The following is a 23,217-nucleotide window of genomic DNA, read 5'->3' as shown; positions in this document are numbered from 1 at the left end:
AGGATGACCATGGGCTTCAATGGTGTTTTCTTAATCTTTTTCGCAGCATTTGTAGTAGTTCTTTTATTAGGGGGATGGGTAACTAGAAAATGGGTTACCGGTTCAAATGACTATTTTATCGCTGGTCGAGAAATTGGATTGCTTGTGAATATTTTCGGGGTCGCCGCAATCGGTTTTGCCGGAACTATTATTACACTAGGACCAGGTCTCGCAATTTTAACTGGTTTCTGGGGCTCTTTCGGCTTCGGCGTCATATACGGAATAGGCGGCCTTGCGCTCTATGGACTTTTTTTCGCTCCATATATTCGCCGATCCGGAGCACATACTTTATCCGAATGGCTAGAAATGCGTTTCGACAAGAGAACTAGAACGCTAGTGACGATTGCGACAATACTGGGCTTGCTGGGCATTATGGCAAATAACGTTATGTCCATGGCAATTGTAACAACAAGCTTTACAGGATGGTCGCTGATCGGCACATTGTCTGTCATTTTTGCGATGTTCCTTCTATTTACGTATATCGGCGGATTTTGGGCAGTTACACTGACAGATTTCATTCAAATGTGTATTGGCCTAATCGCTTTACCCGTTATGCTCATTACGATTATCTCCAAGTTTGGCGGGTTTGATTTCATAGGAAGTAATTGGCCTGGGAATGGAAGCTACTGGACGAGTGGAATAGCAGGTGGACAGTTGCCGTTACTCTCTTTTCAATATCCAAGTGGTTTGACTTTCATCATCTTATTCGCCTGTTTCCTTGTGTGGGGCAACAATTACTACTGGCTACGCGTTTCATCGACTCGAAGTGAGCGGACTGCTAAGCTTTCATTCGTTTTTGGCGCACTGCTCCTAGTATTCGTTCCTATCTTGATTTTAGCGTTAACAGGCTTGTATGCAGGATCTGCCATGGGAGATCAGTTCCTTCCATACGGAACCGTTGACCCAATGGCGGCATTTGGAGTTGTTTTGAAGGCGCTGCCAATCGTCGTCGCCGCTTTTGCTCTACTTGGTGCATTGGCTGCATCAATATCAACTTCAACCACAGCTCTTATTGGAGCTTCCAGTACGGCGGTACGTGATCTTTACCAACGTTACTATCGGCCGAATGCAACTTCTAAAGAATTAACGTTACCTTCAAAAGTCATCACATTAGGGCTAGGGCTGATTGTTTGGGCATTATGCTTCTACCCTGGCGGACCGCTCTATCTATTCGCCTTCTCCACGGCTTGGCTCGGTGCACCATCCATTCTCGTCTTCTTAGGCATGTGGTGGAAAGGTACAACGAAAAAGGGCGCTTTTTATGGCGCGGTTTTCGGAATCTCGGCGACAGCCCTCTTTACAATTCTTGACTTGACCAAACTGATCCCCCTAGGTCAATACACTCATGTTGGTGTTGTCGGTCTAGCAGTTACGGTTATTACGACTGTAGTTGTGAGTTTGATGAGTGAGTCGGATTATTATACAAAGAAGAATTGGAATGAAGATCTCCGTCTTCCGACTTCGTTATCAGATGATGAGAAAGAAGTATTGACACTCATTCATTACGGTTACAATACGATGGCGGAAATTAGTGACATGCTAGGTGTAGATTCTTCTATAAGCAACAAAATTATCGAAGATCTAGACAAGCAACATGTAATCCGTAGACGCAAATATTCAGGTCCAGGATTTTACACATTCTATATTCCATCAAACGTTTCTCCTCATCTCTATTTAAAGGAAATGGGAGGCAAGTTTGCCAGCGATCAACTGACAGAAGAAGATTATTTATTCCTTGAGAAGTTAGAGAGCGGTTTTGTCCTGTTGAATAAACATCTCCAGGAAAACAACTTTGACTCGTTAAAAGCATCTGCTATTCTTTCAAAGCTCATTAAGCAAGGGTTTCTAGTCGAATCCGGTTTATGGAGAAGAAAAGTAAGCCTTAGCACGTCTGGAAAAGATATTTTAAAGAAATACACCAGTTCTCCAACTGTGGCTGAAGAGCTGCATGCAGTACATTAATTCTCGAAAGGAATGACAAGTATGAAACTCGTCACGTTTAAAGCGCCGCACCAACAAGCGCAAGCTGGCTGGATTGAAGGACAAACAGTCTATTCGATAGCAGAATGCAGCGGTGGAAACCTTCCAGATACAATGTCTGCGCTTATCAAATTAAGTGTAGACAATATGCGTGAATTACAACAGTTAGCCGGCAAACAGCAAAATGGGTTTTCGATTAATGAAGTGGAACTCTTGGCACCACTGGAGGATCCTTCAAGTATTCGAGATTTTATGGCTTTCGAAGACCACTTGCTGAACGCTTCCAAAAAGAGCGGTCTTACCATTCACCCTGAATGGTATAAGATTCCGGTTTTCTATTTTACCAACCACCAATCCATTCACGGGCCAAATCAAACAATCGAGATACCTCCGAATTGCAAAATGTTCGATTACGAACTCGAAATTGCAGCAGTCATCGGCAAACAGGGAAAGAATATCAAAGCCGCTGAAGCAGATGACTATATTTTCGGATACACAATCTTTAACGATTGGTCTGCCCGAGACTTACAGATGCAGGAAATGCAAGTCGGACTTGGTCCAGCCAAAGGTAAGGATGCCGCTACTTCCATCGGACCGTATATTGTGACGAAAGATGAGTTGGAAAGCTACCGCTTACACGACCGATACGACTTAAAAATGACTGCCAAAGTAAACGGCAAATTACTTTCAACAGGCAACTTCAAAGATATCCATTACACATTCGGCGAAATGATTGAGCGCGCATCTGCAGGAGTTACATTATATCCCGGAGATGTAATCGGTTCAGGAACGGTTGGAACCGGATGTTTACTAGAGTTGGGGCAAGACATTCATCCGTGGTTACAACCTGGTGATGAAGTGGAATTGGAGATTACGGAGTTGGGGGTATTACGGAACCTCATTGGAGAATAACGTGATTACGGATAATGAATTGTAGTACCTATGACTTCTAGATGATAATGAATGCACCAGTGAAAACAGACGTTTACCATTCCAGCCTTTGTATATTGAATGAGCACCTAGTCATTCATACAAAGGTTTTTTTATGCAATCAATTACCGTAAATACTTGAATAACACGAAAAACAAGCAGAAATCTAGATACGAAGCTGTTCCTTCTACATCCCGATAAAGGTAAACCATCAATATCATCCAAAATCTAGTCACCTAAAAGGAGGCGGATAAGAAATATAAACTAAAGGGACATCGAACAAACCAATCTCATCCTCTCATTAACCTCCCTCCCAAAGATAGTTTAAATTGCGCATCATTTACCCTTTTTAGACTCTTTCAAAAAATATTATTGTTTTTTCTTGTATCATGGTTTATCATTCTATATATCATATATGATATATGATTATAATTTAAATAAGGGGTGATTTTGATGAAACATGATCCGAATCAAAAACTGGAAACCGAATTTACAGTGAACACGAATGACTTGGGCTGGGAAGCGAAATCGTTAGAAGGTCTATATGACAAAATGCTATTTAGAAATGAGGAAACAGGTGCCACAATTGCGTTGATTAAATTTGAAAAAGGAGCAGGAATACCGACTTTACATGAACATGCTTCGAATCAATTTATGTTTATGCTATCTGGCAAATATCAATACACTACATCTGGAATCACATTAGAAAAAGGAGACTTTTACGCAAATGCAATGGGACATTTTCATGGCCCTGCAATAGCATTGGAAGAAACAATCTTTTTAGAAGTTTATGACGGTCCGCATTATCCTTCCCGACCTGACTTTTATGACAATGACGAGGATGCAAAATAATTTAGGAGGTATTTATAATTGAAAATAAATGAATTGGTAAGTACTCAATTGAGCGAGCCATTAGGGGTTTATTCCCAAGCCATCGAGGTAATTCATCCTGAAAAAATGGTGTTTGTATCGGGTATTACATCTAGAGATAAAGAAGGAAACGTTGTTGGAGAAAATGATATAAAGCTTCAAACCGAAACAGTTTTGTTAAGCATAAAAGCAATTTTGGAAGAAGCAAATTTAACGCTAAATGACATTGTAAAGATGACCCTTTATATACGTGATATGGAGATGTTTAGCGAAATACATGAGGTCCGTGCACGTTACTTTTCCAAGCCATATCCAGCTTGCGCAATGCTAGAAGTTTCTAGAATGGTTAGTAAGGAACATTTGATTGAAATTGATGCTATCGCCATTGGTAAAGCATGAAATTTCATTAATACCCTAATCGATCCAGCCGATTTAGCGGCTTATTCAGCCATACAAGTAACCTACGGCATACGGAATTCCCCTACTGTATCAAGGGAGTAAATATGAATTCAATACGGGAAGTCAGACAAAAGAACGGAAAAAAAGCAACAGAAAAATCGCACTTCTGACTTCCCTATTAAATCAGGGACTCCAAAGAAAAAATTGCAAATACTAATTTGTAGTGGAGGTTGATAACACATGAAAAAAATTACTAATTTTTTCAACTCACTTGTTCAACGATATTTTCCAGACCCCTTGATATTAGGAGTGTTCATGCTAGTAGCCGTATTGTTAAGCGGGTTTTTATTTACACCGAGTTCACCAGCGGATTTACTATCATCTTTCGGCACTGGTTTTTGGAGCATGCTCGCATTCACTATGCAGCTATCCTTAGTGTTATTGGCGAGTTCTGCAATAGCAAATACCAAAGGCATAAAGAAAGCATTAGTTAAACTGGCTTCTATTCCGAAAACACCGTCTCAAGCAGTATTTTTTGTTGCAATTACGACCTCTTTAGTCGGCGTAATAAACTGGGGAATTGCTTTAGTTGCGGGAATTATTTTTGCTAAAGAAGTGGCAAAACAAGTTAAAGGAACTCATTATCCTTTGCTAATCGCAGCATCCTATATAGGATTTACACTATGGAGTTCGGGGCTATCCTCTTCAATTCCGTTAACCTTAAACACTCCGGGTCATCCTATTGGCGGTGTAGATGGGACAATCCCTTTAACTGAAACGATTTTTACGGGTTATAATCTAATTATCACCTTAGCTTTGCTGCTTACGTATGCCCTAGTAAGTAGATTTATGACTCCGGCTAAAGAATATGCTATTGCAATAGATCCTGAAATTTTGGCACACGAAAATGAAAGCGCAAACACTGAGGAAGTATCTGGGGAAACATTTGCTGCTAAATTGGATCATAACAGGATTATTACAATAATACTTGGTGCTATCTGTTTACTATCATTTGGCTATAGTTTTTACATCGGCGGGATAAATTCTATTAACTTGAACACAATCAACATGTTGGTGATCGGGGTTGGGTTACTCTTATATAAGGGCGTACGACCATACTTGGAGGAAATCGGAAAATCAGTCCAGTCTGTTGTTCCTTTATTAATCGGTTACCCTATCTATGGTGCAATTTCAAATTTAATCGTTGAGTCTGGAATGGGAACAACTTTAACAGAATTCTTCGCCTCAATGGCTACAGCTGAAACTCTACCTTTACTAACATATATCTCAGCTGGGTTACTAAATTTATTTATACCGGCAGCAGGAGGACAAATCATCATTCAGGGACCAATTTTCCTGCCAATTGCGGAACAATTAGGGGTTTCACAAGGGTTAGTTGCAATGGCCGTTACTTATGGAGATACATGGACAAACCTTTTACAACCTTTTTGGGCTTTACCGGCATTGGCATTAGCAGGATTAGGAATTCGTCATATTATGGGGTTCTGCATTGTTGCGATGATTGTTAGCGGGATCATAACAGGGAGTTTATTATATTTATTGCCGTTCATATTGTAAAATATGTACATGATTTAATAGGATGTATTTAAGGAGAGAATGTCTTGAAGCATTATCAAACTAAAAAAGAAATGATTTACCAGTCGATTAAGGAAAAAATTTACGATGGACATTATAGACCGGGAGAGAAAATTGTGATTGCTCGAATTGCAAAAGAGTATGATTGTAGTGATATTCCTGTTCGAGAAGCACTTAGTCTACTTGAATCCGACAAGCTTATTGCATTTAAGCCACATGTCGGGGCTATCGTAAGTCATTTATCTCTAGATGAAATTGAAAACATCTTTAATGTCAGGAAGGTTTTGGAAGGGTATGCTACCGCTTTAGCTACAGATCATTTAAAAGATGAAGACATACACAAACTAGAGAAAATTTTGTCAACTGCAGATGAGGCTTACAATGAACATGACTACACTAATTTCAATAAATTGAACAATGAATTCCATATGACTATATACAACAAGAGCCATAATGATATATTAGTTCAGCTAATTGAAGATTTATGGAAAAATGCGAACCGTTATGATTCTGTGTTTGAAAAGAACGATACGTATATACAACAATCTATTGAAGAGCATTATGCTATTTTGAAATTGCTAAAAGAGAAAAATAGTACAAGTGCTCAGGAAAAGATGCTAAAACATATGGAACGTGTAGGTTCAGAGATTAAAAAGATTTCCAAAAAGTCATTCGATCAACTAACAAGTTTGAGGGAGATGTAAATTTGAAATATATATCTTTTTTTCACAAACAAGACGATATTCGCAATATAAAAGTAGGAATTTTAGATGATAAACAAAATGTTTATGATTTATCACCTATCTTTCCCGATATTTTAGCTATCATAAACACGCCTGACAGCATTGATATTATCCAATCTTATCTCGAGAAAAATAAGGATTTCATCCATCTATCGGATGTCAGCCTAACAGCTCCGATTACTAAACCTATACGCAATATCTTCTGTGTGGGCTGGAACTACCTAGAACATTTCGAAGAACGCCATAACAAAGATATTGATTTACCAAAAAAGCCAACTTTCTTCACAAAAGGAACTAATACTATCGCTGGACCTTACGAAGACATTCCAACCATAGCATCATTTACAAGTAAATTAGATTATGAAGCAGAATTAGCTGTAGTTATCGGAAAAGAAGGTATCAATATAAAGCCGGAAAATGCATTAGAATACGTTTTTGGCTATATGTGTGCGAACGATATCACTGCAAGAGACGTTCAATTTGATCATGGAGGACAATGGTTTAAAGGAAAAAGCATGGATAAATCTTGTCCTGTCGGGCCATATATTCTTTCAAAAAACGAGATATCCAATCCACATAATTTATCAATTACATGTACAGTAAACAATACAATTGTTCAATCTAGCAATACGGGGTTAATGAATTTTTCCATTGAACAAATTATTTCGGAGCTATCGTGTGGGATGACCCTATTACCTGGTGATATCATTTTGACAGGGACTCCAAGCGGAATAGGTTCAAAGAGAACTCCTCCATTATTTTTAAAGAAAAATGATATAGTCGTTGTAACTATTTCTGAACTCGGTGAAATCAGAAATCTAATTTGTTGACTGGCCCCCCGTGACAAGGAGCATTTTCATTATGAAGTATAGTAATAGAGAGACATTTCAAGTGTTGTTTTTAAAAGGCAAACACTTCGAAAGGTCTCTTTTTATCGTTTAATGAACTCTCCAAAGATGAATGAGTTTTCACCGGGTTACGCACCTGTCCTTTTAGGAGTGTCGATTTCTATTTATAAGTAAATGTCCTTTATGGGCAAATCTGAGTAACCTCCCAATCCACAATCACCTGAAATCTTTTCTATTTATTTTTTTCATGATTCAAGAGACAATAGATTAAGTGGATAACTTACTGAAAATAACAAATGATACCATCGGGTTACTGTGCTTATCATATTTTACGAACGTAATCTAAGCCGTTAACCGTCAAAATAGAGGAGGTCACTCATGCAAAAGCAAGATTGTCTGATGCTTATTTCTGTATATGAAGAAAAAAATCTCACGAAAGCCGCTGAAAAATTATTTACATCCCAACCAGCCATCACTTATCGCTTGCAAAAGCTGGAGGAAGAACATCAGATCAAACTGTACACTCGGGAAGGGAATAAATTATTTTTCACTCCGGAAGGGGAATACTTAGTTGATTTCGCTAAAAAAATGCTTCTCGATTTGGATAAATTAGAAGAAAACTTGAAGACATTAAAAAAAGACGCAACCGGAACAATCCGCATTGGCGTCTCAAGTAACTTTGCATTATATAAATTGCCAACTCTCATTAAGCAGTTTGTAGACCACTCTCACTCCATACAAGTCAATGTAACGACCGGATGGAGTTCTGAAATTATCCAGTTGCTGAATAAAAATGAAATTCAAATTGGAATTATCACTGGGAACTACAATTGGTTTGACGAAAAAATATTATTGGCAGAAGATCCGTTAACGATCATTGCCAAAACCCCAATCATTCTAGAGGACATTCCTTTTCTGCCTCTCATTTCGTACCAGCCCAATAAAAAGAAAGGCCCTGGGGAGAAAGCTACGAACCCTCTTGCACAAATGATTGAAAACTGGTGGCAAGACCGCTTTTCCGCTCCTCCTTTAGTGCGCATGGAACTGGATAAGGTCGAGACCTGTAAAGAGATGGTGAATAAAAACCTGGGTTACTCAATCATCCCAAAATCCTGTTTGACCGAGAGGGATTCTTTTTTCACACATGATCTCATTAATGATAAAGGAAAGCCTCTAAATCGTAAAACATGGCTCTTCTACAGGAAATCGAATGTAGAACTTTTGACAGTCAGCCAATTCATCAACTTCATCCAAGAGCAACTTAATGAAAATCAGTCCTGATGCAGCGGGAAATGGCACGCAACAAAGCGACCTTCTTCTTTCTCTTCAAACTCAGGAACGACCAATTTACATTTCTCTTGTGCGAACGGACAACGAGTGTGGAATTTGCAGCCGCTAGGAGGATTTACAGGGCTTGGCATATCCCCTTCCAGGATTACTTCATCCTTATCCGCCCTTCGCAAACGCGGATCGGAAATAGGCAACGATGCTAGTAATCCATTGGTATACGGATGCATTGGCTTTTTAAAGAGCGCTTCCTTCGTTGCCAACTCCACCATATTTCCTAAATACATGACGCCAATCCGGTCGCTAATATGGCGTAAAGCAGGCAAACCATGAGAGATGAAGATATACGTTAAATCATATTTCTTCTGTAGCTCATCCAGTAAATTTAATATTTGCGCCTGGATGGATACATCCAATGCTGAAACTGGCTCATCACAAATAATGAGTTTTGGTTTTAATGCAAGAGCACGTGCAATCCCGATACGTTGTCGTTGTCCTCCACTGAACTCATGTGGATAACGATGCGTATAGGAAGGGTCAAGCCCGACATCAATCATCAATCGGTGCACCTCATCCTCTAATTCTTTCTTAGTGAGTTTCCGGTGTGTAAGTAATGGCTCCGCTATTAAATCAAAAACACGCATTCTAGGATTTAAAGAGGAAAAAGGATCTTGGAAAATCATTTGATAGTCTACCCGATATTTCTTCAGTTCCCGCTCTTTCATATTCGAAATTTCTACTCCATTAAAGTAAACTTCTCCCTCAGTCGGCTGCAGCAGTCCCATGATTAAATTTCCTAATGTAGACTTTCCACAGCCCGACTCACCAACTATCCCTACTGTCTCCCCTTTGTATACAGTTAAATCGACACCATCAACCGCTTTTAAGTATTCTTTTTCCTTTTTAAAGAGCTGTAGGTTTACAGGAAAGTGCTTTTTCAAGTTCTTTACAGTAAGGATTTCTTCCGTTTGAACCGGTACACTATTAACCATCACCACTCACCCTTCCTGATGGCTTTCATGTAGCCAACACCTTACTTTATTGCCATTCTGTTCATTCGTCTTTAACTCCGGCATTTGGCTTTTGCATATGTCCATCGCGAATGGGCATCTCGGATGAAAGTAGCAGCCGGACGGTTTATTGCTTGGGGTCGGGACGTTTCCTTGAATGGAATTTAACGTATCCACTTCCGAGTCAATTTTAGGGGTGCTTTGAATTAATCCCTGTGTATATGGATGCTTTGGTTCAGCGTATAAAGACATGACATCCGCTTCTTCCACAACCTGTCCTGCATACATCACGATGACCTTATCTGCCAGCTCTGCAACAACTCCCAAGTCATGGGTTATTAATAAAATGGAAGTCTCGAATTCTTTTTTCAGATTCTTCATCAACCTTAAAATTTGAGCTTGTATTGTAACGTCCAACGCCGTAGTTGGTTCATCTGCAATCAGTAAACTCGGATTGCACGACAATGCCATAGCAATCATAACCCGCTGTCTCATTCCGCCACTCAGTTCATGCGGATGCATGTCATACACGTGCTCAGCGCGTGGAATCCCTACTTTTTTAAGCATTTCAACGCTCTTATTTTTCGCTTCTTTTTTTGATAGAGTTTGATGCAACAAAAGGATTTCGTCTAATTGGTCCCCGATTTTCAATATGGGGTTTAAAGATGTAAGTGGCTCCTGAAAAATCATGGATATCTCATTGCCTCTAATTTTTCGCATCTCCCGATCACTTAACTCTGTCAAGTCCTTGCCTTTAAAAAGGATTTCTCCACCGACAATTTTCCCTGGAGCGTTTACCAGTTGCATAATAGAAAATGATGTAACACTTTTTCCGCAGCCGGATTCTCCAACTAACGCTGTCGTTTGCCCTGATTCCAGGGAGAATGAGACTCCATCAACGGACGGAACAATTCCGCTAGTCGTATAAAAATAGGTTTTCAAATCATTTACTTCTAATAATGTCGACATACAGAAGCCTCCTCTCGTTACGAATTGGTTCCTTGAGAACGCGGATCAAGCAAATCGCGCAACCATTCTCCGAAGAAAATGATTCCTAAAACGGTAACTGTAATGGCAACTCCAGGAAACGTAGCCAACCACCAGCTAGTAGCCACGTATTCCTTACCTTCGCTTAACATGATTCCCCACGAAACAATAGGCGGCTGGATTCCTAAACCTAAAAAGCTTAGGGATGATTCGGTAATGATCGTGCTTGCCACACTTAAGGTGGAAATAACAATAATCGAAGAGGTGACATTGGGAAGGATGTGACGTTTCATAATTTGGAAATCGGACACGCCCATTGTTCTTGCTGCCTTCACATACTCTCGTTCCCTCAGACTTAGTGTTTCGCCTCGGATCATCCTCGCATATAGCACCCAGCTTGTCACACCGATAACAATAATTAATGTCGGGATTCCTGGGTCAAGAACTGTCAGAAACACGATACAGAAGAGAATCGTCGGGACGGATAAAAACGCATCGACAAGACGCATGATCATATTATCAACCAATCCACCGTAATACCCTGAAATCAAACCAAAAACAACGCCAATTGCCCCGGCAACAAGCACAGACAGTATTCCGACAATTAATGATATACGTGAACCGTAAATAATACGGCTTAATATATCCCGCCCCAAATTATCGGTCCCTAAAATATGGGCCACGCTCCCTCCATCCGACCAAAATGGAGGCACTAACATATTTGTTGTATCTATTTTCCCTGGATTGTAGGGTGCGATCCAGGGCGCAAATACAGCCATTACACATAACGCTAAAACAATTACTAAGCCAACGGAACCTGTCTTGCTTCTTGAGAGCTTTGTAAGAAAGATTTTGAATTTATTTTTCGTTTTTATACTTCTATCATTCTTATCTACAGGAAGTGCAGCGACCTCAGCATGGCTGCTTGATTTCATATAGTCAAATCCTTTCTTAGCTATATTTGATTCGCGGATCTAAGAAACGATAGAGGACATCCGTCGCTAGATTCATCAACAGAATCATGACGGCGGTTACAAATACAGCCGCTTGTATAATGGGCAAATCCTTATCGTAGACTGCCTGTATGATCAATTGTCCAAGACCCGGCCAAGAGAAAATCATTTCCGTGATCAAGGAACCGCCTACTAAACTCGCCATTTGTAAGATTGTAATTGTTATTACAGGCACCAGAGAATTTCGGAATGCATGACGGAAGATAATGATACTTTTTTTCTGCCCTTTGCTTCTTGCCGTCCGAATATAATCTTGCTGAAGTATTTCCAACATATTGGACCGAACAAGTCTAGTAATCTCAGCTGAAACAGCAGTCCCCAATGTAATCGCAGGCAAAATAAGATGTTTCCAGCTTCCCGTTCCGGAAACTGGCATCAGCTTTAAGTTAACTGCAAAAACTAAAATCAGCATTATACCGAGCCAGAAGTTCGGGATCGCTTTTCCAAGTGCAGATAAACCTGTCGCGAACAAATCAATAATGCCATTCGGTCTAATAGCTGAAATAATTCCAAGCGGCACCGCAATAATGATTGCCATAATCATAGAAGCCGTAGCCAATTCCAATGTAGCAGGCAGTCTTTCCAATACTAAACCTAAAGCGGAAACTCCATATTTATAGGACTCTCCAAAATCACCTTGTACCAAGTCGACGATGTAGTTCCAAAATTGTATGTAAAATGGTTGGTCAAACCCTAAAGCAATCCGTAAATTCTGGATCTCTTGTTGTGTCGCTTCTGCAGGCAGCATCATGGCCACTGGATCTCCGGCTACATAAACGAGAACGAAGATCATAAGGGAAATGATAAGAAGTACAATTGGAATCTGCAAAAACCGACTAATAAAGTATCTCCACATAGTAATCCTCCCTTGTAGAAGGCGGCAGAGTCTGCTACAAAGCAGTCCACTGCCGTTTCTCCTCATCCCTTATTTTTTATGAACATCCGGAATATAGATTAACTCATCTAACCGGGGAGCGTATTCAATTCCATCGGTTACACCGAAGAACTGGTCAATCTGGAATAATGGAATGATTGGCATTTCAACACTGGCAATCTTCTGCACTTCCTGGTACTTTGCCGTTCTCACCGCTGGATCTAATGATGTATTGGCCTCCTGCAACAACTCATCAATTTCCTTATTGCTATATCCGTTAATGGAGGAAGAACGTTCAGTACCGTAGTAATCTAATGCCTGGCCAGCATCAAAGAAGGAAGATCCAAGTGCTATCAAGTAACCTTCTTTGAATTTCTCCTGATCTCTTAGCTCCGTAAAGCTGCTCCATTGCAACAAATTCATTTCTGTATGAATGCCTGCTTCTTCAAGCATTCCTGCGATCAATTGCATGACTTCACGGTCTTTAATATATCTACCTGTTGGACCGGCCAACTCAATTGTCAAGCCATCCTTATATCCCGCTTCTTCCAACAATTTTTTCGCTTTATCAACATCATAATTGTATTTATCATACAAGCTTTCTTCAAAGCCGATATTACCAGGATTCACCCTCGTCAAAGTCGGTGTTCCTCCGCCGTCTAATAAACTTTCGACTAACGCTTTGTCGTCAATTGCATAGTCGATCGCTTGACGCACCTTCACGTCTGACGTCGGCCAGCCTTCTTGTGTACGAAGGAAAAGCATATACGTACGGTTGGACGGTCCGTTAGCTATTTGACTATTTTCAGAGTCATTGATCCGTTTCCAATCACTTGGCGGAACATTGGCAATAATATTGACACTATCTGTCAATAGTTCAGCTACACGTGTCGAATCCTCCGGGATAGCTCTAAATACAACTTCATCCCATTCGCCTTTCTTCCCAAAATAGTCATCGTTTTTCACTAAAGTGATTTGGTTGTCCTTTTTCCACTCTTTAAATTTATATGGACCTGAACCAATCGGCGACTTCAGAAATTCATCCATCCCTTTTTCTTCAATATAATTTTTCGGAAGGATACCTGACGCTTGTCGGGAAATACGACTGATCAGCATCGGATCCGGCTCATATGTGATGATTTGGAAAGTTAGCGGATCGAGCACTTTTACCTCTTTAATCGTGTCGAAATCACCGTGGCTTTTTAATGTATTGTCATTCGCAACGCGCTCTAACGTGAATTTAACATCTTCCGCTGTCAGATCATCTCCGTTGTGGAATTTAACGCCTTCAGTCAATGTAAATTCATACGTCGTGTCATCCACTTGCTTCCACTCTTTTGCAAGATGCGGTTTAATTTCACCCTCAGTGTCTCTCATTAACAGATAGTCAAATACGTTAACGTGAATGGTCTCTGTAGCCGTAGTCGTATGGTTATGAATATCCCAAGTCAACATATCTGGTCCTAATGAAATCGTTAATGTACTCGTATCTTTACCGCCTAATGCTGAATCATTGCTTTGATTGGAAGGCTTGCTCGTCGTCGTACACGCAGATAGCACTACCATTAAAGCCGCCATCATCAAATATAAAATCTTCTTGGCCATAATTCTTCCCCCTCTTATTGTAAAACCAAGTTTTCTTGTATCTCTTTTTCTGCAATAAATTGTGCCTTAATAGCGTTCAGCAACTCCGGAGACGAAAGTACGTCTACGCAAGTGGCTCCCATTGTCTTGGCCGCTGTAATGATCGCTTCGTTCCCATCTTTGCTATTAGAAGCCGCTACCCATTCTTTTGTATGATTCGGCGTGCCTTGCGGAACAAACGCAACGCGGATGCAAGCACCTGGAACCCTATGTGTAACGATACTAAAATCCGTGGACCCTGTTTGCTCGCGAGGCGGTGTAATATTTTTCGCTCCCACCAATTTGGCATTCTCTAAAAGTACATCATTCAACGCTTGAACGTTCAACTTACTCTCCAACGATTTCTTCGGATGGATATGAACCTTCGTTCCTGTAGCTAGTGCAGCACCCCTGGCAACATTCAATGCCCGTTCCACTACTGTATCCAAGTATGGACGATTGATAGCGCGAATTGAGAACCTTGCAGCAGCCCTCTCTGGCACGATATTCGCCGCTATTCCGCCGTCTGTAATGATGCCATGGATTCGAACATCTGAACGTACATGCTCCCGCAAATACTCCATCCCATTAAAGGTCATTAGAACGCCATCCAAAGCACTGACCCCTTTTTCAGGAGCTACAGCAGCGTGGGAAGCCTTGCCTTCAAATACAAATTCAAAATTATCAACGGCTAGGGAGCGTCCATCCACAGTCGTCCGATCTCCCCCATGCATCATCAACGCAATATCCAAGTGATCAAAGTATCCTTGCTGAGCCATAGGGATCTTTCCACTTGTTGTTTCTTCAGCTGGTGTTCCTAACACTTCAATTGTACAAGGTGGCAGATCTTCTAATTGGGACAAAGCTATTGCTGCCCCTAGTACAGATGGAGACTGTAAGTTATGACCGCAGCCATGACCCAAATCCTTTAGCGCATCATATTCGCATAACAGGCCTAACACAGGTCCTCCAGATCCAACCTTGTATGTAGCACGGAAAGCCGTATCCAAGCCAGCCAAACCTTTCTCAACCAAAAAGCCAACACGCTCTAAAATCCCTGTAATGCGATCCACTGCCTGAAACTCTTCATTACCCAATTCAGGATTCGCATGCAAAAATTCACCTAACTCCAATAATTCTTGTGACATTTCCTCAACCTTATGAAACAAAGCTTCCTTATTCATCACTAATCGCTCTCCTGCCCTTCTTTGTTGTAATCGCTTTCACACGAGGAGCGAATACTCTGTAAACAAATCGTACAAGAGATTTTTAGAAAAAGGAAATTGAAAAAATTTAAACAGACGATAAAAAAATTTTATACCAGCTGATTTTACTACATTCATTATGTATAAGGTCAGCACGTAAATGGCTAAATGAGAAAGGAGATTTTGGTGGGTTGAGAAGATTTAGAACTTGTAATGCATAAAAAAAGCCTTGTAACCAGGTTCGGAAGTTTTCTCCAAAGCCTAATTATAAGGATCTATCACATGAACTAGAATAACATAAGAAACAGCTTTATTGCACTCCAAAAACAGCTGGACTGGAAGGAGACTCTTCCCTCCATTATTGTCCGGAGTATCGGTGTGTGTTCTACGGATTGTGTGTGCAATTTATGAGCGAGCGAGAAACAAGTAAGTATGTACACAGCTACGGATTTTATGAGCGTTCATCAAGAAAATAAGCATACATTTTCGATGTCGTTTCAGCCCGAAATAAGCAGTCGAAATTCCCCGGTTAAATAATTCTTAATCCTATAGGGAAATCTATATACAAGTTGTATAATAGGAGTTAGATTATTCTAGCAACAAACCTCTTTTTACAACCACACACGGAAAGGGAGACTTATCTCGAAACTGTGGGGAAATGGATGTGCAAGCCTATCCGGATACTAACCGAAAGACTACTATTCCAACAAATGCGCCCGTTGCTGGCACTATAGACACAAAAGTTAGAGATAGGAATAGTAGATTGGGGGAAAGCATGCATAGCGGTAGGCTTTACTTACTTTACATACAGAGATAGGACTGTTAAAAAGAAGGGATGGATGAATCATGATTTCTTTAAATGATGTTAAAGCTGCCAGAGAACGAATTAGCGATATCGCACATATAACACCGATTTTACAATCAGAGCAACTCTCTACCCTATGCGGGAACCAGTTATTATTAAAATCAGAACACCTACAAAAAACGGGCTCCTTTAAAATACGAGGAGCCAGCAATAAAGTCATTCATGCGATGGAAATTGGCGCGAAGTATGTGACAGCAGCGTCATCAGGCAACCACGGGCAAGCCGTAGCCTACGTTGCCAATAAATATGGGATTCCGGCTACAATTGTCGTACCCGAAAATGTCAGTAAGTGTAAGGTGAACGCAATCCAGGCTTATAATGGCAAAATCGAAATGTGCGGGACAACTTCCGCAGAGCGGTTGCCAAGAGCACAGGCGATTGCCGATCAGGAAAGCGGCGTATTCATTCCCCCTTATGACGATCCATTCATCATGGCTGGGCAAGGAACGGTTGGCCTAGAAATTTTGGATCAAGTGGACCATATCGATGCAATCATTGTCCCGATTGGCGGTGGTGGCCTCATTTCTGGTATCCTAACAGCCATTAAAGAAACGAATCCGAAAATAAAAGTGATTGGTGTAGAGCCCGAGATTGCTAATGATACTTATCTATCTTTGCAAAACAAGAAAATCACCGCAATCGACTCCACCACTACCATTGCGGATGGATTAAGAACCAATCAGCCGGGCGACCTTACCTTCCCTGTCCTTATGAAATATGTAGACGATCTCGTCCTTGTCAGCGAAGATGAAATCCGTCAGGCCTTCAGCTTCGTCATGGAACGCACAAAACAACTGATTGAACCATCAAGCGCCACGACGGTAGCCGCAGCTATGTTCAATAAGCTTAACATCCAAGGAAAAAACATCGTAACCGTCATCTCCGGCGGTAATGTAGACTTAGATAAAATTCATCAATTACTAGTAGATATTACGGAGTAAAGTAAAAAGATAGACCTTTAAAAGAACGTCCAGTGTAGACGTTCTTATCATACATCTGACAAAACGAGAAAGAAATGCTTTTTGCCAAACCTAATACGTAATGTTTTAACAAAAATCTACCCTTCCATCCGAACGTTTATTCGTGTATATTGAATACATACCGATGAAAGGAGAATGAATGATGAACTCAATTGATTTGATTCTTTTAAATTTCAACGAAGCACGAAGAAGAAGCATTAAAGTATGGACATCGATTCCCCAAGAAAAACTAAATTGGAAGCCCGATGATGAGGCAATGACTTGTATAGAGATGATTAGGCATGTGCTAGAAAGTGAGCATTATTACCATTTAGCCATCCAAAATCGAGGCAGTTTAGCGGTATTTGACTCTCCATTTGAAAATAGACCTTTTTCTACTGTAGATGCGGAATTGAAATTTGCAGAACCATTTAGAAATCAGTTCTTAGAAACGATTACATCATTTTCAGAAGAAGATTTATCAACTATTACTATTGATCGTTCTGATTCAGGTTACATAAGAAGTTTGGGTGATATGTTGCTAAGAGTCGCCTATCATGAATCAGTCCATACCGGTCAATTACTGGATTATTTAAGAACGGCAGGGGTTCCAAGAGTACGTGTTTGGGATTAATTTATGTTACTTTAGTTACAATTCATTTTGATTGTACGATGCATCAAAAGATAATTAAATTACTAATGAATTCGGGGGTTCGTATAATGGCTTCAGTTGTACTGGTTGAGTATACCGATTCATACGAGGAACACCTATCGAACTACTATTTACCGAAAGAACAACTCCAATTTACAAGTATGCCTTTGGATACTATTAACAGTCCTAATATTTCCAATAGCGCTAAGCATATACTAATTCTGAAAAACAATATCCCAGTTGGTTATTTCGCATTAGAAGGTGGCGAAAAACTTTTAAAGTATAGTGAAAATCCTAATGCTCGTTTACTTATAGCTTTCTCAATTGATTCAAGAAATCAAGGACAGGGATTAGCAAAAATCGGACTTCAGCTATTACCTGAGTTTGTTAGAAATCAACTTCCTGGAATTGACGAAATTGTCCTTGGTGTTAATCAGAGAAATACTCCTGCTTATAATCTTTATTTAAAAACTGGATTTCTAGACGAAAACGAATTTTATGAAGGCCCATATGGTCCTCAACATATTTTGCATTTGAGAGTCTAATCAAAAGAGCTTTAAAGCTCTTTTTTAGTTACGAAGACGCACTATGGTCGAACTGTTCATCGAAATGATATACTATTCAGGAAGTTATAATTATTAAGGAGATGAATAATGTATGATTGATGCTAAGACCATATTGTTAGATCAACTTCTTGCAAATGCTAATGATCGTAGTTGGTATGTCTCTTTCTATGAAGCAGTTGATGGACTATCTGAATCAGAAGCATTTTGGAAACCCGATGATTCAAGTTATAGTATCGGTGAAATTGTTCAACATCTAATATATTGGAATGAAACTTGGCAATTACGGTACAAAGAAAATCATGTTAATGCAGGTTCACGAACGACTAATAATGCTGATACTTTTCTGATTAGAGATGAGGTTACTTTCTTTGAATTAAAAGAAAAGTTGTTAAACATACTACTTCAATGGCAAGAGCTCATCGAGGAAGAGCAACTTCTATCTGTTGTAAATGGATACCCTGTGAAGGCTGAATGGTGGGCGATAATATCGAATGCCACAACTCATAATGCATACCATATTGGACAAATAGCATATATTCGTAAAATGGAAAGATAGTAAATTATCTATACGCCTCTGGAAGCGGCAGAGGCTTTTTCAGTACGCATTATAGTGACTGATCTAGAGCACCTAATGGTCGAACTGCAAAATTTTCAGCTCACATCATCTATACAATACAGGCACCCATTTCTTCTCTTTCAATATGATGTTATATAATGCTCTGAAGGAGAGATGACTATGCCATGGTATTTTAAAATTAGATATCTGATCGGTCAACCTGTTGGCGTTTCATTTACAAATGGTCAAGGGACGTCAGGTGTTTTGTGCGGTACCTCTGATGGTAAACTTCTTGTTATTGAATACTTGTACCAAACACAATTTGCTTTAAAGCAATATGATTTTTTTATGATTCAGGATATTAATAGGTTTCCGGCTTGTCAGAACCAACAACCTCTATAGTAATGAAACGTTCCCTCTCTTATAGGGGGCTTTTTTACTTTGCAATTAGGGGCGAACTGTGCAGTCAGATTTGACAAACAGATAATTCATTTGTTACAATCTCCCCATTAAAAAGGAATAGGATGAGGACGATGGTTCGTCGTTTGAAACGGTTTAAGAATGTTGCTACTGTATTAAGCTTCTAAGTAAAAAAGATTTATATTACTTAGGAGCGAGGGAAAAAAATGAAACAAAACCGATTTAACCACTGGTCTGAAATTAAGTATTTAAAAGATATTGTCACAAACCCAATGATTGAAGTAGGGGAGTACTCCTACTTTTCTGGTTACTACGATAATCAAAATTTTGAAGATGGGTGCGTTAGATACCTATGGGGAGATGAAAAATCAAGAAAGTTATTTAACCCCATCGAAGACTATGGTTGGCATTTAGATAAGTTGATTATTGGAAATTACGTATGCATTGCAAGTGGTGTCATTATTTTAATGGGCGGAAATAACAATCATCATCCTGAATGGATTACCGTGTATCCGTTTGTGGAGAAAATTGAAACTTCTTACGAACCAAAAGGGGATACAATCATTGAAAGTGATGCCTGGATTGGCATGAATGCGATGATTATGCCTGGTGTGACCATTGGTGAAGGTGCCATTGTTGCGGCTGGATCGGTCGTTGCAAAAGATGTCCCACCATATACGATAGTAGGTGGCAACCCTGCTAAAGAAATAAAGAAACGCTTTACAGACAAAGAAATCGAAAAGTTGAAGGAAATGCGTTGGTTCGATTGGGAACGTGAGCTAATAGAACGTGCCAATCATATCTTGTCCAGTACTTCTATTAACCAATTATATGACTTTTACAAAAGGGAAATTAAACCATAATGTTTGATTTTTGTTATTTCATTAAATAAAAACGAATAACTTTAATACGTGTCATAGTCTCTTCTTAATCACTAATTAAGAAGGGACTATTTATTTTAGTAAAAACTCCTTACTTGGCAGTTTGGTCGAACTGTATAATAACAACTCCTATTATCCTTACAAAATCATGCTACAATTATCGGTAATAAAAGAGACAGGAGTGTTTACGTTGAAGGTGCTTCACAATTACATTAAAGCTACAAATACTCATAAATTTGATGAGGTTAGAAAATTACTTCATCCTCATGCTGTTTATTTCTTTTCAGATCAAACTTGTACAACTCATGAAGAAATACAAACATACTTTGAAAACGCTTGGTCTATTGTTCAAGAAGAAAACTATCAAGCGCAAGATGTGAAGTGGATATATGCCGGAAGTGACTCAGCAACATGTACTTATACATATTTTTATGAAGGCTACATCAATGGAAAGTATGCTAGTGGTCGTGGAAGAGCCACAAATATCTTCGTCAAAGAATCCGATGAATGGCTTCTTATCCACGAACATTTAAGTCCATTACCCAAATGATCTTGGGGGAGACGTCCTATACTAGTGGACGTCTTTTTAAGGCATATTGCTTTCCGGGCATTCTTCGTTCTTTCATTCAATTTAGTCTGCTTCCACAATAATATTTAGAAAACCCCTGCTTAAATGACTTCCAGCCACTTCGTTATTACTTCTCTAAGTTTTTCTTCTTTAGATTCGACGTCATTTTCATCGGTGAATTCCATTATCGCTCTGTCAGCTGCTTTCCATCAGTCTACTTGGATTCCTGATAAGAGACCTAAGGTTAAAAAAGTACGTTCAGGACGAACACAAAATGCTAAGTTATTACCAGCTGCTCCTCCAATCGAATCAATAGCTGCATCAGCTCCAACTCCACCAGTCAAATCCATAACTGTTTCGTGCAATGGATATAGAGAGGCATTAATCACATAAGAAGCACCGAACTTTTGTAGATCCTTTGAGTATTTATCATTCCTGGTTATCGCAATTAATCGGAAGTCGAGAACTTTTGATAATTGAGCAAAAATATGCCCGATAGCTGAACCGCTAGCATTGACCAAGAGGACATCATCTGGTTTCAACTTTAATTCTTGCGTACAGATAACCCATGCTGTAATTGGATTTATGTACATTTGCGCAGCTGTAATGTCATCAATAGAATCTGGAATTACTACTGTATATTCTGCCGATATTTTAACAAACTCTTGCCAAGTGCCTTCTCCTCTCAAAGGAAAGACACGCTTGCCAATAAGACTTTGAGATGCCGAGGAACCTACGTTTTTAACAATTCCGACTCCTTCATAACCCGGAATATTTGGTAATGAAATTCTATGAGAGTAGGCACCTCTTATCGGTATTAAATCAGATGGGTTAATTGGTCTGGCTACCATGCGCACAAGTACCTCGTCTTCTTTTTGGGGTTGAATATCTTTATATTTAACCTTAAGCACTTCTTGTGAGTTGCCAAATTTATTGAATATGAGGCATTTCGCTTTCAAGAAACACACTCCTTTAGTCGATTCTATGTTCATAACAATCTATCCCGTTTACGGAAGATGACCTTATTGAAAATCAGACAATTTTGCATAATAAGTATAACACCTCGTTTCTAAAGTATGAGTCCTTTTCTTTGTTTTGAGGAACTCAAAAAGCACCTAAGGATAAAATAATGCTAGTAAATAAACGTTAAAAAACGCTCAAATTGAGCGTTTTTACTATTTTCATACTGGAAAAACTATAATCTACTTCCAAAAAAAGTTTGCAGATAATTATTAATAGTCCTTGCAACTAAAAAATGATTATGCTATATTCATAACTATTACACATATACTTCAATTCTGAAAGGATATTCGTAATGGATGAAATTCATATTAAGATCAAAGCTTTACGACAGGAGCGCAACCTAACGCTTAAGGATTTGAGTGAGGTAACGGGATTATCACTCAGTTTTTTATCTCAAATCGAAAGAGGTGCATCGTCGCTATCCATCACTTCACTCAAAAAGATTTCTGATGCACTCGGGATCCATATTAATTATTTCTTTTTGGAAGAAAACACACAAGAGCAATACGTTGTTCGTGCGAACGAGCACCATAGTTTTACGACAGGCTCCGGCAGCCAAGTGTATACAAGACTGACCGGTACATTTAACAATCGGAAACTGGAGCCTCTAAAAGTTGTACTGCCTCCACATATGCATGAGCAGCATCCGTATAGCCACAATGGAGAGGAATTCTATTATGTGTTGAAAGGTGAAGTTATTTTCTATTTGAATGAAAAGAAGTTTCATTTATTCGAAGGAGATACGATCCATTATCCTTCCAGTTTAATTCACCAATGGGAAAATCCCCTTTCAACGGAAAGTATCGTTTTAAGCATCGTGACACCAATCATTTTCTAATATAGGAGTGTGAACAGCATGAGAGTAGCTACGGATATCGGAGGAACTTTCACCGATCTAGTGTACGTTGACGAGAATGGAACTATTGGGATTGATAAAAGCAGTACGACCCCACCGAACTTTGAAAAGGGTGTGCTGGATGTCATTAAGAAAAGCGGCGTAGATCAGTCGTCCATCTCAATGTTCATTCACGGGACAACGGTTATTATTAACGCATTGACGGAAAGGAAAGGGGCCAAAACAGCTCTTATTACAACGAAGGGGTTCCGTGATGTATTGGAAATCGCCCGAGGAAACCGTCCGGATCTCTTTAATGTGAACTATGAAAAACCGACACCCTTCGTCGAACGCTATTTACGCCGTGAAGTAAATGAACGCGTAAATTATAAAGGTGAAGTGTTACGTGAATTAAGTACGGATGAAGTGAAAGAATGCATCGAACATTTCAAGAATGAAGGCGTAGAGGCAATCGCTGTTTCATTCCT

General features: G+C 39.6%; 23 protein-coding genes and 1 pseudogene. 17 read left to right on the top strand and 7 right to left on the bottom strand.

Going from position 1 to position 23,217, the window contains the following annotated elements; all coding sequences use genetic code 11:
• The first annotated feature begins 9 nt into the window (after positions 1-9).
• The 8 genes from AWV70_RS02475 to AWV70_RS02440 all read left to right on the top strand — a co-directional run bounded on the left by AWV70_RS02475 (position 10) and on the right by AWV70_RS02440 (position 8,686).
• The gene (locus AWV70_RS02475; protein ID WP_060204016.1) at positions 10-2,001 is read left to right on the top strand and encodes a sodium:solute symporter family protein; all 1,992 of its coding nucleotides are present in this window, start codon (positions 10-12) and stop codon (positions 1,999-2,001) included.
• A 21-nt stretch (positions 2,002-2,022) separates the two neighbouring features.
• The gene (locus AWV70_RS02470) at positions 2,023-2,931 is read left to right on the top strand and encodes a fumarylacetoacetate hydrolase family protein (RefSeq protein ID WP_060204014.1); all 909 of its coding nucleotides are present in this window, start codon (positions 2,023-2,025) and stop codon (positions 2,929-2,931) included.
• A gap of 471 nt (positions 2,932-3,402) precedes the next feature.
• A complete protein-coding gene (locus AWV70_RS02465; protein ID WP_060204012.1) occupies positions 3,403-3,801 on the top strand; it encodes a cupin domain-containing protein in 399 nt (132 codons plus the stop codon).
• A gap of 18 nt (positions 3,802-3,819) precedes the next feature.
• A complete protein-coding gene (locus AWV70_RS02460) occupies positions 3,820-4,218 on the top strand; it encodes a RidA family protein (protein WP_060204010.1) in 399 nt (132 codons plus the stop codon).
• Between the two features lie 240 nt (positions 4,219-4,458).
• A complete protein-coding gene (locus AWV70_RS02455) occupies positions 4,459-5,796 on the top strand; it encodes a short-chain fatty acid transporter (RefSeq protein WP_060204008.1) in 1,338 nt (445 codons plus the stop codon).
• 44 nt (positions 5,797-5,840) lie between these two features.
• Positions 5,841-6,518 carry a GntR family transcriptional regulator gene (locus AWV70_RS02450; protein ID WP_060204006.1) on the top strand — a complete coding sequence of 226 codons (678 nt, stop codon included), beginning with the start codon at positions 5,841-5,843 and terminating at the stop codon, positions 6,516-6,518.
• A gap of 2 nt (positions 6,519-6,520) precedes the next feature.
• A complete protein-coding gene (locus AWV70_RS02445; RefSeq protein WP_060204004.1) occupies positions 6,521-7,387 on the top strand; it encodes a fumarylacetoacetate hydrolase family protein in 867 nt (288 codons plus the stop codon).
• A gap of 396 nt (positions 7,388-7,783) precedes the next feature.
• Entirely contained in the window at positions 7,784-8,686 is a 903-nt protein-coding gene (locus tag AWV70_RS02440; protein ID WP_060204002.1) for a LysR family transcriptional regulator, read from the top strand.
• Here AWV70_RS02440 and AWV70_RS02435 read toward each other — a convergent pair.
• The 6 genes from AWV70_RS02435 to AWV70_RS02410 all read right to left on the bottom strand — a co-directional run bounded on the left by AWV70_RS02435 (position 8,677) and on the right by AWV70_RS02410 (position 15,383).
• Complete coding sequence (locus AWV70_RS02435) at positions 8,677-9,684, bottom strand: ABC transporter ATP-binding protein (protein WP_060204000.1); 1,008 nt, start codon at positions 9,682-9,684, stop codon at positions 8,677-8,679. The two genes, AWV70_RS02440 and AWV70_RS02435, sit on opposite strands and share 10 nt — an antisense overlap.
• Before the next feature lie 6 nt (positions 9,685-9,690).
• The gene (locus AWV70_RS02430) at positions 9,691-10,671 is read right to left on the bottom strand and encodes an ABC transporter ATP-binding protein (RefSeq protein ID WP_060203998.1); all 981 of its coding nucleotides are present in this window, start codon (positions 10,669-10,671) and stop codon (positions 9,691-9,693) included.
• Between the two features lie 17 nt (positions 10,672-10,688).
• Complete coding sequence (locus AWV70_RS02425; protein ID WP_060203996.1) at positions 10,689-11,624, bottom strand: ABC transporter permease; 936 nt, start codon at positions 11,622-11,624, stop codon at positions 10,689-10,691.
• A gap of 16 nt (positions 11,625-11,640) precedes the next feature.
• On the bottom strand, positions 11,641-12,558 hold the full coding sequence (locus AWV70_RS02420) for an ABC transporter permease (RefSeq protein WP_060203994.1): 918 nt from the start codon (positions 12,556-12,558) through the stop codon (positions 11,641-11,643).
• Positions 12,559-12,627: 69 nt separating this feature from the next.
• Complete coding sequence (locus tag AWV70_RS02415; RefSeq protein WP_060203992.1) at positions 12,628-14,181, bottom strand: ABC transporter substrate-binding protein; 1,554 nt, start codon at positions 14,179-14,181, stop codon at positions 12,628-12,630.
• Positions 14,182-14,195: 14 nt separating this feature from the next.
• Positions 14,196-15,383 (bottom strand): M20 family metallopeptidase, encoded by a 1,188-nt coding sequence (locus AWV70_RS02410; RefSeq protein ID WP_153009880.1) that lies wholly within the window; start codon positions 15,381-15,383, stop codon positions 14,196-14,198.
• Positions 15,384-16,250: 867 nt separating this feature from the next.
• On the opposite strand from AWV70_RS02410, the gene AWV70_RS02405 reads away from it, so the two are divergent.
• The 7 genes from AWV70_RS02405 (at position 16,251) to AWV70_RS02375 (ending at position 20,853) form a co-directional block, all read left to right on the top strand.
• Positions 16,251-17,210: a threonine ammonia-lyase gene (locus AWV70_RS02405; RefSeq protein ID WP_060203988.1), complete on the top strand. Its 960-nt coding sequence runs from the start codon at positions 16,251-16,253 to the stop codon at positions 17,208-17,210.
• 181 nt (positions 17,211-17,391) lie between these two features.
• A complete protein-coding gene (locus tag AWV70_RS02400) occupies positions 17,392-17,862 on the top strand; it encodes a DinB family protein (protein ID WP_060203985.1) in 471 nt (156 codons plus the stop codon).
• 86 nt (positions 17,863-17,948) lie between these two features.
• On the top strand, positions 17,949-18,425 hold the full coding sequence (locus tag AWV70_RS02395; protein WP_060203983.1) for a GNAT family N-acetyltransferase: 477 nt from the start codon (positions 17,949-17,951) through the stop codon (positions 18,423-18,425).
• 112 nt (positions 18,426-18,537) lie between these two features.
• Entirely contained in the window at positions 18,538-19,002 is a 465-nt protein-coding gene (locus tag AWV70_RS02390; protein ID WP_060203981.1) for a DinB family protein, read from the top strand.
• Between the two features lie 180 nt (positions 19,003-19,182).
• Positions 19,183-19,404, top strand: coding sequence for a hypothetical protein (locus AWV70_RS02385; RefSeq protein ID WP_060203980.1), 222 nt, complete (start codon positions 19,183-19,185; stop codon positions 19,402-19,404).
• Positions 19,405-19,628: 224 nt separating this feature from the next.
• The gene (locus AWV70_RS02380; protein ID WP_060203978.1) at positions 19,629-20,285 is read left to right on the top strand and encodes a CatB-related O-acetyltransferase; all 657 of its coding nucleotides are present in this window, start codon (positions 19,629-19,631) and stop codon (positions 20,283-20,285) included.
• Between the two features lie 208 nt (positions 20,286-20,493).
• Positions 20,494-20,853: a YybH family protein gene (locus AWV70_RS02375; RefSeq protein ID WP_082713429.1), complete on the top strand. Its 360-nt coding sequence runs from the start codon at positions 20,494-20,496 to the stop codon at positions 20,851-20,853.
• A 230-nt stretch (positions 20,854-21,083) separates the two neighbouring features.
• On the opposite strand, the pseudogene AWV70_RS02370 reads toward AWV70_RS02375, so the two are convergent.
• A pseudogene (locus AWV70_RS02370) lies at positions 21,084-21,863 on the bottom strand (zinc-dependent alcohol dehydrogenase family protein); the annotation flags it as partial.
• A gap of 323 nt (positions 21,864-22,186) precedes the next feature.
• Between AWV70_RS02370 and AWV70_RS02365 the strand changes: the two are divergent.
• Entirely contained in the window at positions 22,187-22,732 is a 546-nt protein-coding gene (locus tag AWV70_RS02365; RefSeq protein ID WP_060203976.1) for a helix-turn-helix domain-containing protein, read from the top strand.
• 18 nt (positions 22,733-22,750) lie between these two features.
• A partial coding sequence (locus tag AWV70_RS24305) for a hydantoinase/oxoprolinase N-terminal domain-containing protein (RefSeq protein WP_276525628.1) occupies positions 22,751-23,217 on the top strand: 467 nt, incomplete at its 3' end.

The sequence above is a fragment of the Sporosarcina koreensis genome (genome assembly GCF_001531445.1).
Classification (GTDB): Bacteria; Bacillota; Bacilli; order Bacillales_A; family Planococcaceae; genus Sporosarcina; species Sporosarcina koreensis_C.
The sequence above is the reverse complement of the archived record's forward strand: the minus strand, read 5'-3'. Positions and strand labels throughout refer to the sequence as shown.

Bases quoted from the DNA above. Each gene is read 5' to 3' on its own strand.
- AWV70_RS02440 (WP_060204002.1), top strand. From the start codon at position 7,784: ATGCAAAAGCAAGATTGTCTGATGCTTATTTCTGTATATGAAGAAAAA.
- AWV70_RS02380 (WP_060203978.1), top strand. From the start codon at position 19,629: ATGAAACAAAACCGATTTAACCACTGGTCTGAAATTAAGTATTTAAAA.
- AWV70_RS02455 (WP_060204008.1), top strand. From the start codon at position 4,459: ATGAAAAAAATTACTAATTTTTTCAACTCACTTGTTCAACGATATTTT.
- AWV70_RS02400 (WP_060203985.1), top strand. From the start codon at position 17,392: ATGAACTCAATTGATTTGATTCTTTTAAATTTCAACGAAGCACGAAGA.
- AWV70_RS02470 (WP_060204014.1), top strand. From the start codon at position 2,023: ATGAAACTCGTCACGTTTAAAGCGCCGCACCAACAAGCGCAAGCTGGC.
- AWV70_RS02410 (WP_153009880.1), bottom strand. From the start codon at position 15,383: ATGAATAAGGAAGCTTTGTTTCATAAGGTTGAGGAAATGTCACAAGAA.
- AWV70_RS02390 (WP_060203981.1), top strand. From the start codon at position 18,538: ATGATTGATGCTAAGACCATATTGTTAGATCAACTTCTTGCAAATGCT.
- AWV70_RS02415 (WP_060203992.1), bottom strand. From the start codon at position 14,181: ATGGCCAAGAAGATTTTATATTTGATGATGGCGGCTTTAATGGTAGTG.
- AWV70_RS02385 (WP_060203980.1), top strand. From the start codon at position 19,183: ATGCCATGGTATTTTAAAATTAGATATCTGATCGGTCAACCTGTTGGC.
- AWV70_RS02420 (WP_060203994.1), bottom strand. From the start codon at position 12,558: ATGTGGAGATACTTTATTAGTCGGTTTTTGCAGATTCCAATTGTACTT.
- AWV70_RS02475 (WP_060204016.1), top strand. From the start codon at position 10: ATGGGCTTCAATGGTGTTTTCTTAATCTTTTTCGCAGCATTTGTAGTA.
- AWV70_RS02430 (WP_060203998.1), bottom strand. From the start codon at position 10,671: ATGTCGACATTATTAGAAGTAAATGATTTGAAAACCTATTTTTATACG.
- AWV70_RS02365 (WP_060203976.1), top strand. From the start codon at position 22,187: ATGGATGAAATTCATATTAAGATCAAAGCTTTACGACAGGAGCGCAAC.
- AWV70_RS02405 (WP_060203988.1), top strand. From the start codon at position 16,251: ATGATTTCTTTAAATGATGTTAAAGCTGCCAGAGAACGAATTAGCGAT.
- AWV70_RS02435 (WP_060204000.1), bottom strand. From the start codon at position 9,684: ATGGTTAATAGTGTACCGGTTCAAACGGAAGAAATCCTTACTGTAAAG.
- AWV70_RS02465 (WP_060204012.1), top strand. From the start codon at position 3,403: ATGAAACATGATCCGAATCAAAAACTGGAAACCGAATTTACAGTGAAC.
- AWV70_RS02425 (WP_060203996.1), bottom strand. From the start codon at position 11,624: ATGAAATCAAGCAGCCATGCTGAGGTCGCTGCACTTCCTGTAGATAAG.
- AWV70_RS02395 (WP_060203983.1), top strand. From the start codon at position 17,949: ATGGCTTCAGTTGTACTGGTTGAGTATACCGATTCATACGAGGAACAC.